This window comes from Achromobacter sp. 2789STDY5608615 (genome assembly GCF_001298995.1).
GTDB lineage: Bacteria > Pseudomonadota > Gammaproteobacteria > Burkholderiales > Burkholderiaceae_B > Achromobacter > Achromobacter insuavis.
This window is the reverse complement of record NZ_CYTY01000016.1, coordinates 1-12815: the sequence shown is the minus strand read 5'-3', so window position 1 is coordinate 12815 and position 12815 is coordinate 1. Positions and strand designations below refer to the sequence as shown.

Annotated in this window: 12 protein-coding genes; 4 read left to right on the top strand and 8 right to left on the bottom strand. The window is 69.7% G+C overall.

Annotation, left to right across the window (positions count from 1 at the left end; translation table 11 throughout):
• The coding region (locus tag AOZ49_RS15555; protein ID WP_054476305.1) for a LysR substrate-binding domain-containing protein at nucleotides 1–691 on the top strand (691 nt) is incomplete at its 5' end.
• 6 nt (nucleotides 692–697) lie between these two features.
• Here the strand turns inward: AOZ49_RS15555 and acdA are convergent.
• The 3 genes from acdA to AOZ49_RS15540 all read right to left on the bottom strand — a co-directional run bounded on the left by acdA (nucleotide 698) and on the right by AOZ49_RS15540 (nucleotide 4187).
• Nucleotides 698–1903, bottom strand: a complete 1206-nt coding sequence (acdA, locus tag AOZ49_RS15550; RefSeq protein WP_054476302.1) for a 3-sulfinopropanoyl-CoA desulfinase — start codon at nucleotides 1901–1903, stop codon at nucleotides 698–700.
• 46 nt (nucleotides 1904–1949) lie between these two features.
• On the bottom strand, nucleotides 1950–2909 hold the full coding sequence (locus AOZ49_RS15545; RefSeq protein WP_054476293.1) for a Bug family tripartite tricarboxylate transporter substrate binding protein: 960 nt from the start codon (nucleotides 2907–2909) through the stop codon (nucleotides 1950–1952).
• Nucleotides 2910–2981: 72 nt separating this feature from the next.
• Nucleotides 2982–4187, bottom strand: coding sequence for a CaiB/BaiF CoA transferase family protein (locus tag AOZ49_RS15540; RefSeq protein WP_054476290.1), 1206 nt, complete (start codon nucleotides 4185–4187; stop codon nucleotides 2982–2984).
• 81 nt (nucleotides 4188–4268) lie between these two features.
• Between AOZ49_RS15540 and AOZ49_RS15535 the strand changes: the two genes are divergently transcribed.
• Nucleotides 4269–5216, top strand: coding sequence for a DMT family transporter (locus tag AOZ49_RS15535; RefSeq protein WP_054476288.1), 948 nt, complete (start codon nucleotides 4269–4271; stop codon nucleotides 5214–5216).
• A 12-nt stretch (nucleotides 5217–5228) separates the two neighbouring features.
• Here AOZ49_RS15535 and argE read toward each other — a convergent pair whose 3' ends face one another.
• The 4 genes from argE to AOZ49_RS15515 all read right to left on the bottom strand — a co-directional run bounded on the left by argE (nucleotide 5229) and on the right by AOZ49_RS15515 (nucleotide 10265).
• Nucleotides 5229–6389, bottom strand: coding sequence for an acetylornithine deacetylase (gene argE / locus AOZ49_RS15530; RefSeq protein ID WP_054476286.1), 1161 nt, complete (start codon nucleotides 6387–6389; stop codon nucleotides 5229–5231).
• Complete coding sequence (locus AOZ49_RS15525; protein WP_054476285.1) at nucleotides 6389–7354, bottom strand: Bug family tripartite tricarboxylate transporter substrate binding protein; 966 nt, start codon at nucleotides 7352–7354, stop codon at nucleotides 6389–6391. Before AOZ49_RS15525 ends, argE begins: the two co-directional genes overlap by 1 nt.
• Before the next feature lie 65 nt (nucleotides 7355–7419).
• Nucleotides 7420–9027 (bottom strand): thiamine pyrophosphate-binding protein, encoded by a 1608-nt coding sequence (locus tag AOZ49_RS15520; RefSeq protein ID WP_054476283.1) that lies wholly within the window; start codon nucleotides 9025–9027, stop codon nucleotides 7420–7422.
• 38 nt (nucleotides 9028–9065) lie between these two features.
• Nucleotides 9066–10265: a pyridoxal phosphate-dependent aminotransferase gene (locus AOZ49_RS15515; protein WP_054476277.1), complete on the bottom strand. Its 1200-nt coding sequence runs from the start codon at nucleotides 10263–10265 to the stop codon at nucleotides 9066–9068.
• 73 nt (nucleotides 10266–10338) lie between these two features.
• Between AOZ49_RS15515 and AOZ49_RS15510 the strand changes: the two genes are divergently transcribed.
• Nucleotides 10339–11244, top strand: a complete 906-nt coding sequence (locus AOZ49_RS15510; protein ID WP_054476276.1) for a LysR family transcriptional regulator — start codon at nucleotides 10339–10341, stop codon at nucleotides 11242–11244.
• 12 nt (nucleotides 11245–11256) lie between these two features.
• On the opposite strand, the gene AOZ49_RS15505 is transcribed toward AOZ49_RS15510, so the two are convergent.
• A complete protein-coding gene (locus AOZ49_RS15505) occupies nucleotides 11257–12168 on the bottom strand; it encodes a LysR family transcriptional regulator (RefSeq protein WP_054476274.1) in 912 nt (303 codons plus the stop codon).
• Between the two features lie 249 nt (nucleotides 12169–12417).
• Here AOZ49_RS15505 and AOZ49_RS15500 point away from each other — a divergent pair, with 249 nt between their 5' ends.
• A complete protein-coding gene (locus AOZ49_RS15500; protein ID WP_054476272.1) occupies nucleotides 12418–12780 on the top strand; it encodes a hypothetical protein in 363 nt (120 codons plus the stop codon).
• Nucleotides 12781–12815 lie beyond the last annotated feature (35 nt).

The following is a 12815-nucleotide window of genomic DNA, read 5'->3' as shown; positions in this document are numbered from 1 at the left end:
GGCGGTGGGGCTGGAACGCCTGCAGGAGGGCACGCGCAACGGGCCGCTGACCGTGGCGGTCAGTCCCGCCTTCGCGGCCAAGTGGCTGCTGCCGCGCATTGAACGGTTCCAGGCCGAATGCCCCGAAACCGACGTGCGCCTGGACACCAACCTGAAGCCCGTCGATTTCGCCGCCCAGCAGATCGACATCGGCGTGCGCTACGGCGCCGGCGTCTGGCCGGGGCTGGCGGCCGAGAAGCTGATGGACGAAGAGGTCTATCCGGTCTGCTCGCCCGAACTGCTGCGCCGGCAGGGCGGCCCGCGCCGTCCCGCCGACCTGGCGGGCGAAACGCTGATCCATGACCTGTCGATGGACGGCCCGCTGGGTTTTCCGACCTGGGACGCGTGGCTCGAACAGGCCGGCATCGGCGGCGTATCGACCCGCCGCGGCATGAAGATCAACAATTCCGCGGCGGTGCTGCAGGCGGCGATCGACGGCCACGGCATCGCGCTGGCGCGCAGCGTCATGGCGCATGACGACGTGGCCGCGCGACGGCTGGTGCGCCTGTTCCCCGAGATCGTGGTGCCGTCGACGCTGGCCTATTACGTCATCTACCGGCCGGACATGCAGGCGCTGCCCAGGCTGGACGCGTTCCGGCAATGGCTGCTGCGCGAGGCCGCGTCCTACCGTTCGCATCTGCCGGACGCCTAGCCCGACTCACCCCGCCCGGCTATAGCCGTCGCGCGTCTGCGGCAGCTTCATGCCCAGGATCGACGACGCCACCTGGGTCCGCAGGATCTGCGCGGTGCCGCCGGCGATGGTGAACATGCGGGCGTCGCGCACGTGGCGCTCCATCGGCAGGTCGCGGCCATAGCCCGACGAACCATGCAGCTGCAAGGCGTCGTTGGTCACCCGCTGCGCCGTCTCGGCGGCCACGATCTTGGCCTGCGCGGCCAGCGACAGGTCGGGAAAGCCGAAGGTCGCCGGCGTGCCGCTGTTGGCGGCGGCGTGCAGCATGTGCCGGGCGCAGTTGAGCTGGATGGCCATGTCCGAGATCATCCACTGCAGCCCCTGGAATTCCGCGATGGGACGGCCGAACTGGTGGCGCTGCCTGACGTAGTCCACGGCTTCCTCGAACGCGCCCTGCGCGATGCCGAGCGCCACGGTGCCGGCGCCGACGCGCTGGGCGTTATAGGCCTGCATCAGGCCGGCGAAGCCGCGCTTGAGGCCTTCCGGCGGCACCACCAGCATCGACTTGGGCACCTTCAGGTCGGTGAAGCGGAGGTAGGTTTCCGGAATCCCCCTGACGCCCATCGCGTAGGACCGCCTGGTGACCGCCAGCCCGTCCTGGGCGTCGGCGTCGTCCTTGATGTGGATGAAGGCGCCGATGCCCAGGTCCACGCCGTCCTCGATCACGCGGGCGAAGATCAGGTGCAAGCGCGACACGCCGCCGCCGGTGATCCAGTACTTCTCGCCATTGATGAGGTAGTCGTCGCCGCGGCGCACCGCGCGCGTGGTCATCTCGCTGGCGGCGCTGCCCGCCTGCGGTTCCGAGATGCAGATGGCCGGCTTGTCGCCCGCCAGCACGCAGGCGGCCGCGCGCCGCTTCTGTTCGTCGGTGCCGTACTGCATGATCGCGCCGATCGCGCCCATGTTGGCCTCGACCGCGATGCGGCCCATGGTGGCGCAGGCCTTGGCCATTTCCTCGACCACGATGATCGTGTCCTGATGGCTGCGGCCCTGCCCGCCGTACTCGCGCGGGATGGTCATGCCCATGAAGCCGTGCCCGCACAATTGCCGCACATTGCTCCACGGATACTGCTCGCTCAGGTCGGTCTGGGCCGCGGTCGGCTTGAACACCTGCTGCGCCAGCTCGCGGGCCCGCTGCTGCAGCGCCAATTGTTCCTTCGAAAGTACCACCATGATGACTCCTTGCCATCCTTGAAAAAAACTGCCGCGGCGCGGGCCGTCAGCCCACCTTGATGTTGGCGCCGCTGGCGACCTGCGCCCAGCGTTCGACTTCCGCGCGCGTCAGCCGCGCCAGCTCGGCCGGCGAGCCGCCGCCGGCGTCCGCGCCCAGCTCCACCCAGCGCGTCACGAACGCCGGATCGGAGAACGCCGCGTTGATCGCCTTGTTCAAGGCCGCAACCACGGCTTCGGGCGTCTTTGGCGGCGCGTAGATGCCGTACCAGCTGGTGGCGTCGTAGTTGGCCGCGCCGCTCTCGGCGACGGTCGGCACGTCGGGCAGGCTGGGCGAACGCCGCGCCGAGGTCACCGCGATCGCCCGCACGCTGCCGGCGCGGATGTGCTGGATGGCCGACGGCATGGTCTCGAACATCATGTGCACGTTGCCGGCAATGATGTCGACGATGGCGGGCGCCGAGCCGCGGTACGGCACGTGCATCATCTGCGTGCCGGTGACGCTCTTGAAGTACTCGGCCATGAGGTGCTGCATGGTGCCGGCGCCGGGCGTGGCGTAGCTGTACTTCTCCGGATTGGCCTGGAGCAGCGCCACCAGTTCCGCCACGTTGCTGGCCGGCAGGTCCTTGTTGACGATGAGCGCGTGGTTGACGCGCCCCAGGAAGCCAACCGCGGTCATGTCGCGGATGTCGTAGCCCAGGCGCGGATAGACGGACTGCGCGATCGCGTGGTGCACCGCGCCGAACAGGATGGTGTAGCCATCCGGCCGCGCCTTGGCCACCGCGTCCGCGCCCAGCGTGCCGCCGGCGCCGCCGCGGTTCTCCACGATCACCGATTGGCCGAGCCCGGCCCGCATCGGCTCGGCCAGCTGGCGCGAGAGGATATCCACGGTGCCGCCCGGCGCGTAGGGCGCGACCAGGCGTATCGTCTGCGCGGGATAGCCGCTGGCGGCAAGGGCGCGGCCGAACGGCGCGGCGGCGGCAAGCAACAACAACTGTCTCCTGTCCATCTCTGTCTCCTGGTGGACCGGCCCTCGAAACGGGGCCTGGTTTCTGCTGCAATGGATCTGTGTGGCCGGCGCTCAGGCGGGCGGTTGTGTTCCGTCGTCCGCCCAGTCGCGCAGGATCTCGTCGACGTGCTCGTCCAGCCGCGGCGGCGGGCGCCGGTACGAGACCGGCGTGGCCGACAGCTTCAGCGGATTCGCCAGCAGGCTCACCGCGCCGTCGCGGGCCCAGTCGCAGTCCATCCGCAGATGGGCGCCGCGGGCCTGCACATGGGGATCGTCGAATACGTCGCGCAGGGTGTTGACCGGACCGCAGGGCACGTTCACCGCCTCCAGGCTGCGCAGCCAGCTGTCGCGCGGCCGGGTGCGCAGCGCCGCCTGCACCCGTCCGCAGACCGCCTCGCGGTGCTGGATGCGGGCGACATTGGTGCTGAAGCGGCTGTCGCGCGCCACGTCCTCGATCTGCGCCACCTCGCAGAAGCGGCGGAACTGCGCGTCGTTGCCCACCGCCAGGATCATCGGCCCGTCGGCCGCGTCGAACACCTGGTAGGGCACGATGTTGGGATGGCCGTTGGCCAGGCGCGCGGGCAGCTGGCCGCTCGCCAGGTAGTTGGTGCCCGCGTTCACCAGCCAGGCGATCTGGCTGTCCAGCAGCGAGATGTCGATATGCTGCCCCTGGCCGGTCGCGTCGCGGTGGCGCAGCGCGGCCAGGATGCCGACGGCGGCGTACATGCCCGTCATGACGTCGGCGATGCCGACGCCGACCTTCATCGGCGTGCCCTCGGCCTCGCCGGTCAGGCTCATGATGCCGCCCATGCCCTGGATCAGGAAGTCGTAGCCGGCGCGCGTGGCATAGGGGCCGGTCTGGCCGAAGCCGGTCACCGAGCAGTACACCAGGCGCGGGTAGCGCTCGCGCAAAGCGGCATAGTCCAGGCCGTGGCGGGCCAGCCCGCCGACCTTGTAGTTCTCCACCAGCACGTCGGCCTGGGCCAGCAGGCGATGCAGCCGCGCGCGACCGGCGTCGCTGGCGATGTCGATGGCGATCGAGCGCTTGTTGCGGTTGGCGCTGAGGTAATAGGCGCTCTCGTCCGTCTCGCGGCCGTCCTTGCCGACGATGTAGGGCGGCCCCCATTTGCGCGTATCATCGCCCTCCCCGGGCTTCTCGACCTTGACCACGTCGGCCCCCAGGTCGCCCAGCAGCTGGGTGGCGCCGGGACCGGCCAGGATGCGCGAGAGATCGAGAATGCGCACGCCATCGAGCGCGCCGGGGGTCAACGACTGCATGCCTGTCTCCATGAGTGATGTCGGGGCAGTCTAGAATTCACCCCGCTCACCTTCAATTGAGATTTTTTTCAAGAACCACACATGAAAAACACATTGATGGCCACGCACCTGCGACTGGTCGGCATGGCCGCGCTCTGGGGCGCGTCGTGGTCGTGGGGCAAGGTGGTGGCCCAATCGATGGCGCCGCTGGCCGCGGCCAGCCTGCGCTTTCTGTTCGCCAGCGTGGTCCTGTTGCTGTGGATGCACCGCGCCTCGGCATTGCGCGACCTGAAGAAGCTGAGCGGACGCCAGTGGTTCGGCCTGAGCGCCGCCGCCATGGCGGGCGTGTTCGGCTATTCGAGCTTTTTCATGCTGAGCCTGCAGCTGGTGCCGGCCGGCAAGGCCGCCATCGTGGTGACGCTGAACCCCGGCGCCACGCTGCTGCTGGCCGCCATCCTGTTCCGCGAGCACCTGAACCCGGCCATCCTGGCCGGCATGGTGCTATCGGCCATCGGCGCCTACATCGCCATCAGCGGCGGCTCCAGCGCCGCCCTGCCGGGCACGCTCGGCATCGGTGAACTGCTGCTGCTCGGCTGCGTCGCCTGCTGGGTCGCCTACACCCTGATCGGCCGGCTGGTGCTCAAGGGCGTGGACGCGCTGACCACCACCACGGTCACCACCGTGATCGGCGCGCTGATGCTGCTCCTGACCAGCCTCGGCGTCGAAGGCCCGGCCGCCTGGCAGGCGCTCGGCAATGCGCCGCTCAAGGCCTGGGGCAGCCTCGCCGCCCTGGCCTTCGGCGCCACCGCCATCGCCTACGCCTGGTACTTCGAGGGCGTGAAGGCGCTGGGCGCCGGCGCGGCCTCCGGCTACATCACGCTGGTGCCGGTGTTCAGCGTGCTGTTCTCCAGCCTGTGGCTGAGCGAGGCGACCAGCCCGAGCCTGTTCCTGGGCGCGGCCCTGGCCATTTCCGGCATGGCGCTGATGCACCTGGGCCGGCGCCGCGCCGAGCGGCGCAGCCAGCGGCAGGCGCCCGGCGGCAAGGCCTGAGCCGGGCCGGCATCAGGGCGCCAGCAGGCGCGCCAGCATGTCCTCGCACAGCGCCAACTGCGCCAGCGTGATGAACTCGTCTGCGGTATGGGCCTGGGCGATATCGCCCGGCCCGCACACCACCGTGGGAATGCCCGCGGCCTGGTAGAGCCCGGCCTCGGTGGTGAACGCCACGTGGCTGCCGCGCGCGGCCCCGGCCTGGAACAGGCGCTCGACGATCGCCTCCTCGGCGGCCGTGGGCAACAGCGCCGGCACCGCCGTGCGCCGCGACACCTCGATACGCGACGAGCCCACCCTGGCGCGCATGCGGCGCTGCAGTTCGGCGGCGTGCGCGTGGATCGGCGCCAGCACCGCGTCCGGATCCGCCGACGGCAGGAAGCGCAGGTCGAAATCGAACTCCGCGCGCTCCGGGATGACGTTGGTGGCCTGGCCCGCCTGAACCCGGCATACCGCCAGCGTCGAATACGGCACATAGAAATCTCCGTCCACCTCGCTCCGCGCCAACTGGTCCGCCTGACGCGCGATCTCCGCCACCAGGGCGCATGCCACTTCGGCCGCGTTCACGCCCGTGCCGCTCAAGGATGAATGCTCGGCGCGACCCACCACGGCGCAACGCAGCGCATGGCGGCCCTTGTGGGCGCGCACCACGCACATCCGCGTCGGTTCGCCCACGACGCAGGCCGCGGGCCGGATGCCGAAGACATGCAGGTCTTCGAGCAGGCTGCGCACCCCAACGCAGCCGATCTCCTCGTCGAAGGTGAAGGCCACGTGCACCGGCTGCCGCAGCGCCTTCCGGTCCAGGCGCTCGAGCACCGCCAGCACGCAGGCCAGGAACCCCTTCATGTCGCACACGCCGCGACCGAACACCCGGTCGCCCTCGCGCGTCAGCGTGAACGGCGGCCGCGACCATTCCTGGCCGGCCACCGGCACCACGTCGGTGTGGCCCGACAGCAGGACGCCGCCCACCTCGCCGCCCAGGCTGGCGTACAGGTTGGCGCGCTGCCGGTCGGGGCTGTAGGTGTAGCGGATGGCGAAGCCCATGCCCCGCAGCGCGCCATCCACCCGGCGCAGCAGGTCGAGGTTGGACGCGGCGCCGGAGACGGTTTCACAGGCCACCAGGTGCGCCAGCCAGGACAGCGTGGCGTCGCTGCAATCGCGGATCGCGGCGTCCATCAGGCCTCCAGCGAAATGCCGGCCTTGCGGGCGACGGCGAGCCATTTTTCCAGCTCGGCGCCGATCTGCCCCGAGAACTCGGCCGGCGCATTGGCGCGCGGCACCGCGCCCAGCTCGGCGACCCGGGCCGCCACCTCGGGACGACCCAGCGCCGCGGCCACGGCACCCTGCAAGCGCGCCACCTGCGCCGGCGCCATGCCGGCCGGCCCGACCAGACCGAACCAGGCCGGGTCGTTCAACACCGCGATGCCCGTCTGCGCGAAGGTGGGCACGTCCGGCAATTGCGCCAGGCGCCCGGGCCACGCCACCGCCAGCCCGCGCAACCGTCCGGCCTGGACGTGCGGCAGCGAGGCCGGCAGGTTGTCGCACAGCACCGTCACGTGGCCGGCGATGGCGTCCTGCAATGCCGGCCCCGCGCCACGATATGGCACATGCCGCAGGCGCGCGCCCGTCGCCTGCACGAACAGTTCGCCCATCATGTGCCCGAGCGAACCGACGCCCGGCGAGCCGAACATCAGGTCCTGATCCGGACGGCTGGCCAGGGCGATGAACGCCGCCATGTCGCCGGCCGGCACTTTGGGGTTGATCGAGATGATGTTGGGCACGTCGGCCAGGTTGGAGATCGGCGAGAAGTCGCGCAGCGGGTGGTAGCCGGGACGAGCCATGACGGCCGGCTGGATCGCATGGGTGCTGACAGTGGCCACGCCCAGCGTCAGCCCGTCCGGCGCCGACCGCGACACGTACAGCGTGCCCACCGCGCCGCCCGCGCCTGCCTTGTTCTCGACGATGACGGTGTCGCCCAGGCTCTCGGCCATCGCCTGGGCCACCAGGCGCGGAATCAGATCCGCCGAGCCACCGGGCGCGAACGGCACGATGATCCGGATGACCCGGTCCTGGCCCGCCCGCACCACTGGCGCGGCGGCCATCGAGATCGCGCATGCCTTGATGAAACTGCGACGCTTCATGGTTGTTTCCCCTTGTGGTTATGAAAAAGCCCCTCGCGAAAGGGGCTTGGTCGTCAACGCGCGGCTCAGATGCGTCCGTCGTAGGCCTGTCTCGGAATGCGGCACGAGATCAGCGAGAAGCGCGAGGACGCCAGCGATTCGCGGATCGCGGCGGCCAGCTCGACACGGCTCCTGACATCGAAACCAAGGCCGCCCATGGCGCGCGCCACCTCGGCGAAGTCGGTGCCGTCGAAATCGACGCCCAGGTTCGGCTGGCCGTTGGCGCGCTGCTTGATCTCGATCAGCGACAGCGATTCGTCGGCGAACACGAACACGATCACCGGCGCCTGCGCGTCGCGCGCCGTCGCCAGCTCGCCCAGCGTCATCTCCAGGCAGGCGTCGCCGGTGAACACCGCGACCGGCCGTGCGGGATCGGCCAGCTTGGCGCCGATGCCCAGCGGCAGCGAGCAGCCCATGGTGCACAGCGCCGACGACTGCATCAGCGAGCGCGGCTCGTAGCATTGCCAGACCTGCGACAGCAGGATGCGGTGGGCGCCGCTGTCGACCGACGCCACGGTGTTATCGGGCAGCTCGGCGCGCGCCACGTCGACGATCGCGGCCGGGCCCCATTCCTCGTCGGCGCGGTAGATGGCGGCGATGGCGCGCTTGAGGTCGGCCACGCCGGCCGCCGTCCACTGCGACTGCCCGGCGAGCCCGGCGCCGAGCGCGGCCAGGCTGTGCCCGATGTCGCCCACGAACGTCAGCGCCGACTGGTGCATGTAATGGGTATTGCGCGTCGCCGACACCTCGATCACGCGCGCGTCGTCGGCCCAGATGTTGCGCCAGCCGACGCGCATCTCGATCGGGTCGTAGCCGGCCAGCACGATGACGTCGGCATCGCGGATGAGCGGCAGCACGAGCTTGTCGGCCTGCGGCGACAGGCCCATGCCGCCGATGACCAGGTCCTCGCGCTCGTCGACAATGCCCTTGCCCTTGTAGGTCGTAACGAGCGGGATCTTCAGGTCGTGCACCAGCGCGCGGATCTCTTCCTCGGCGTGATGATGCAGGGCCTCGACGCCGGCGATGATCAGCGGCCGCCGGGCGGCCTGGAGCCAGGCGCGCGCCTGTTCTAAGGCCTCGGTCGCGGCCGGCGCCGCCGGCGCTGGCGCCACGCGCCGCGCGCCCCGGGCCGGCGCGGCTTCCTGGATGGCCACGGAGATCGGCACGTCGATGTGCACCGGCCCCGGCGGATCGTCCATGGCGATGGCCAGGGCCTTGTCGATGATGGCCTCGGCCGCGCCCGCCGTCATGCGCAGCGACGCCTTGGTGATCGGCCGCATCAGCGCCGCGTGGTCGAACACCTGGTGCGTGTAGGTGGCGGCCTCGCCCTCGTCGACGCAGCCGGTGATGAACAGCATCGGCACGCGGTCCTGCAAGGCGTTGGCCACCACGTTGACCGCATTGGCGACGCCCGGCCCGAGCGTGGCGACCAGCACGCCGGGCGCGCCCGAACGATGGAACACCCCTTCGGCCATGAAGCCGCCGGCGTTCTCGTGCTTGACCAGCGTGAACTTCACGCCGGCCTCGTCCAGGCCGCGCATGACCGACAGCACCTCGCCGCCGGGAATGCCGAACGCGTGGCGGCAGCCGGCCTCATGGAGACGGCGGCCGATGACTTGGGAAACGGTAGACATGATGATTCCTGAAGGGCGATGTTGATCTGGAAGCGGAATTAACCGAGGTTGTTCAAGGCATGCGTCATGCGCTCGGCGGCGATGCGCAGGTTGTCGTCGGAGGTGGCGTACGAGAGCCGCAGGAACCCCGGCATGCCGAAGCCCGAACCCGGCACCACCGCCACGCCGTTGTCGAGCAGATAGGCGGCCAGCGCCACGTCGTCGTCCAGCGCCACGCCGGCCGGGGTCTGGCGGCCCAGATAGGCGCGGGCGTCCGGAAACAGGTAGAACGCGCCTTCGGGCGTGGGGGTGCGCAGGCCGTCGATGCGCCCGAAGGCGCCAAGCAGGAAGTCGCGGCGCCGCTGGAAGATGGCGCAGCGCCGCCGCACCTCGTCCAGCGGGCCGTTCAAGGCCGCCACCGCCGCCGCCTGCGACACGGACGAGGTGTGCGAATTGATCTGCATCTGCACCTTGGTCATGGCGTCGATCAGCGGCCGCGGCCCGCAAGCGTAGCCCAGGCGCCAGCCGGTCATGGCGTAGGCCTTGGAGACGCCGTTGACGGTCAGGATGCGGTCGGCCAGGTCCGGCGCCACCTGCGCCAGCGTGTGGAACGCGCGGCCGTCGTACAGGATGTGCTCGTAGATGTCGTCGACCAGGATGAAGAAGCGCTGGTTGGCGCTATTGCGGATGACCTCGGCGAACTCGGCCAGCTGCGCCCGGCCATAGGCGGTGCCGCTCGGATTGCTGGGCGAGTTCAGCACCAGCCACTTGGTCCGGGCGGTGATCGCCGCGTCCAGATCCGCGGCGCGCAGCGCGTATCCCGTTTCCGGCGTGGTCATGATCGGCCGGAACACGCCACCGTTCATCGCCACGATGTCGTGGTACGAGGCCCAGTATGGCGCCGGCATGATGACCTCGTCGCCCGCCGCCAGCGTGGCCAGGAAGGCCTGGTAGATGACCTGCTTGCCACCGCAGCCCACGCTGATCTCGGCGATCGAACAGTCGATGCCGTTGTCGCGCCGGAACTTGGCGGTGATGGCCTCGCGCAGCGCGTGGGTGCCGTTGATCGGCGTGTAGCGGGTCTGGCCGGCGTGGATCGCCTGGATGGCTGCCTCGCCGATATGGGCGGGCGTGGGAAAGTCGGGCTCGCCCAGCGTCATGTCGATGACGCTGTGCCCTTGCTGGATGGCCTGGCGGGTCTTCTCCGCCATGACCTGGATGGGAGACAGACGCAAACCGGAAATGATGGGAGCGAACATGGGGCGCGGTCCTGGATGGGAGGAATCAGTCTAGAATTCACATGATTCAATCTCAATTGAATTTGAATTCAACATGACTCCCACTCTCGGTCCCAACGCGCCCACGCTGCGCCAGCTGGAATTGCTGTTATCCCTGGCCGGCGCCGACGGCATCGCCAGCGCCGGCGCCAAGATCGGCATGACCGCGTCGGCCACCAGCCACGCGCTGCGCGCGCTGGAGTCCACGCTGGGCGTGATGCTGATCGACCGCAATGCGCCGCAGCTCGAACTGAGCCACGCCGGGCAGCAGATCCTGCCGCACGTGCGCGACCTGTTCGCGGCCCTGCAGCTGATACAGGCCACCGCCAGCGCCAGCGAGGGGCTCAAAAGCGGCGTGCTGAAGATCGGCTCGTTCGGCCTGAGTTCGTCGCTGCGGCTGCTGCCGCCGCTGCTGCGGCAATTCCGCCAGCGCTATCCCGGCATCGACCTGCGCGTGTTCGAGAAGGCCGACGCCGACATCGAGCAGGACCTGATCGAACGCCGCCTGGAGATCGGCGTGGTCACGCTGCCCAAGCCGCGGTTCGACACCCTGGCCATCGCCCACGACGAACTGGTCGCGGTGGTGCCCGCGGACCACGCGCTGGCCGCCTGCGACACGATCGAGGTCAGGCGGCTGGCGCAGTTCCCCTTCATCCTGACCCACGCGGGTTCGCAGGGCCTGGTGGCCAGGATGTTCAGCCGCGCCGACGTCACGCTCAAGGTGACGCACGAACTATCGCAGATGCTGTCCATCCTCGACTTCGTCGCGCGCGGCGAAGGCATCTCGGTGGTGGCGGCGCTGGCCCTGCCCGCGAAATACGATGGCGTGGTCTACAAGCCGCTGACGCCGCAGACCTCGCGTCGGGTCGGGCTGGCCTGCCTCAACGAGGGCCGGCTCTCGCCTGCGGCCGCGGCGTTCTGGAAACTGGCCAAGTCGCTGGCCCGCAAGCGCCCCGCCTGAGAAGGCGCGCGCCTACATCACGGGAAAGGTCAGGCCCGGCGCGGCCTCGCGCACCATCGCCCAGAAGGCGTGCGCGGCCGGCGACAGTTTCCTTTCGTTCAGACAGGCCAGGCCGATGCGGCGCTTGGCGGCCGGGCTGATCTTGCGGTAGACCAGGCCGTCGTAACGCCGCGGCAGCACCAGCGACGCCAGCACCGAGATGCCCTGGCCGCGCGCGACGAATTCCAGGATCGACATGATCTGCGACAGGTCGTGCGCGATCCGCGGCGCGATGCCCGCGCGCTCGAACATGCGCGTGATCACCGGCTGCGAGCCGGCGCGCGTCATGATGAGCGGATAGTCGGCCAGATCCTTGACGCCAATCACGGCGAGCCGCGCCAGCGGATGGCCCACGGGCAGCACCACCATGAGTTCGTCGGTGACCAGCGGCAGGGTGTCGAAGTCCGGCTTGGGCAGCGCGACCACGCCGATCTCGATGCGGCGCTCGACCAGCGCCCGCTCCATCTCCGGGTCGGGCTTCTCGGTCACGAACACGTCCACGCCCGGATAGCGCGCCTTGAACATCTCCAGCAGCGGCGGCAGGATGTTCAGCGACGAGCTGGCCCCCAGCGACCCCAGCGTCAGCAGGCCGGCGCGCAGGCCCGCGCTGGCGCTGGCGGTGGCGCGCACCACCTGCAACGAAGTGAAGATGTCGCGCACGTGCGGCAGGATCTGCTGCGCCGCGTAGGTCAGCTGCACGCCGCTGACATTGCGGTCGAGCAAGGGCGCGCCCAGCGTCAGTTCCAGCGTCTTCAGCGCGTGGCTGGTGGCCGACGGCGTCATGCCCAGGCGCGCGCCGGCGCTGGCGATATTGTCGGAGGACGCCAGCGCGATGAACAATTCCAGCTGCTTGAGCGACAGCGATTTGGCGGCCTTGTCGGTCATCCCCGGCGGTTCCCCGATGTTGAGAAAAAACTCATATCGCGATGAGTCGCTTGAAACTGCGTATCGAGTATACGGCGGCGTGGCGGCATCCCCCCCCTCCCCCGCATGCGCAGGCGGGACGGCAATGCCGGATGCGCCAGCCGGTCGTCAAACAGCAAGTAAGGGCCAGGTTCACCGCCAAATTCGGAACATTGAGGACGACGCCCCCGCCGTCTAATGCCGGGTGAACCAATCACCGGAGAATGGACTGTGAACAAAGTCGAATCGACAGGCAGCGCCCTGGGCGCCTGGGCCGGCAAGCCGGCCATGGCCGCCGGCGCCGGCGGCAAATCGTTCGCCGCGACGCTGCAGGACGCGCAGGACGCGGACGCCAGCCGCCACAAGCTGGGCCTGGCCGCCCAGGGGCCGTCCGACGCCGAGCAGGAATTGCAGGATTACCTGACGATGTCGCCGGCGGAACGCCTGTTCACGCAGATCCTGCAGTCGCTCGGAATCACCAAGGAACAATATGCCGCGATGACGCCCGCGCAGAAGGAAGAAGTCGCCAGAAAGGTGCAGGAACGCATCAAGGAACTGGCCAGGCAGGAACAGGGCGCGGCCGGGCCGGTCTGACCCATCACGCACCGCGCCTCGCGGGAGACCGACAG

Coding starts and splice junctions, on each gene's coding strand:
- acdA (WP_054476302.1), bottom strand. CDS start 1,903: ATGGTGGTACTTTCGAAGGAACAATTGGCGCTGCAGCAGCGGGCCCGC.
- AOZ49_RS15545 (WP_054476293.1), bottom strand. CDS start 2,909: ATGGACAGGAGACAGTTGTTGTTGCTTGCCGCCGCCGCGCCGTTCGGC.
- AOZ49_RS15540 (WP_054476290.1), bottom strand. CDS start 4,187: ATGCAGTCGTTGACCCCCGGCGCGCTCGATGGCGTGCGCATTCTCGAT.
- AOZ49_RS15535 (WP_054476288.1), top strand. CDS start 4,269: ATGAAAAACACATTGATGGCCACGCACCTGCGACTGGTCGGCATGGCC.
- argE (WP_054476286.1), bottom strand. CDS start 6,389: ATGGACGCCGCGATCCGCGATTGCAGCGACGCCACGCTGTCCTGGCTG.
- AOZ49_RS15525 (WP_054476285.1), bottom strand. CDS start 7,354: ATGAAGCGTCGCAGTTTCATCAAGGCATGCGCGATCTCGATGGCCGCC.
- AOZ49_RS15520 (WP_054476283.1), bottom strand. CDS start 9,027: ATGTCTACCGTTTCCCAAGTCATCGGCCGCCGTCTCCATGAGGCCGGC.
- AOZ49_RS15515 (WP_054476277.1), bottom strand. CDS start 10,265: ATGTTCGCTCCCATCATTTCCGGTTTGCGTCTGTCTCCCATCCAGGTC.
- AOZ49_RS15510 (WP_054476276.1), top strand. CDS start 10,339: ATGACTCCCACTCTCGGTCCCAACGCGCCCACGCTGCGCCAGCTGGAA.
- AOZ49_RS15505 (WP_054476274.1), bottom strand. CDS start 12,168: ATGACCGACAAGGCCGCCAAATCGCTGTCGCTCAAGCAGCTGGAATTG.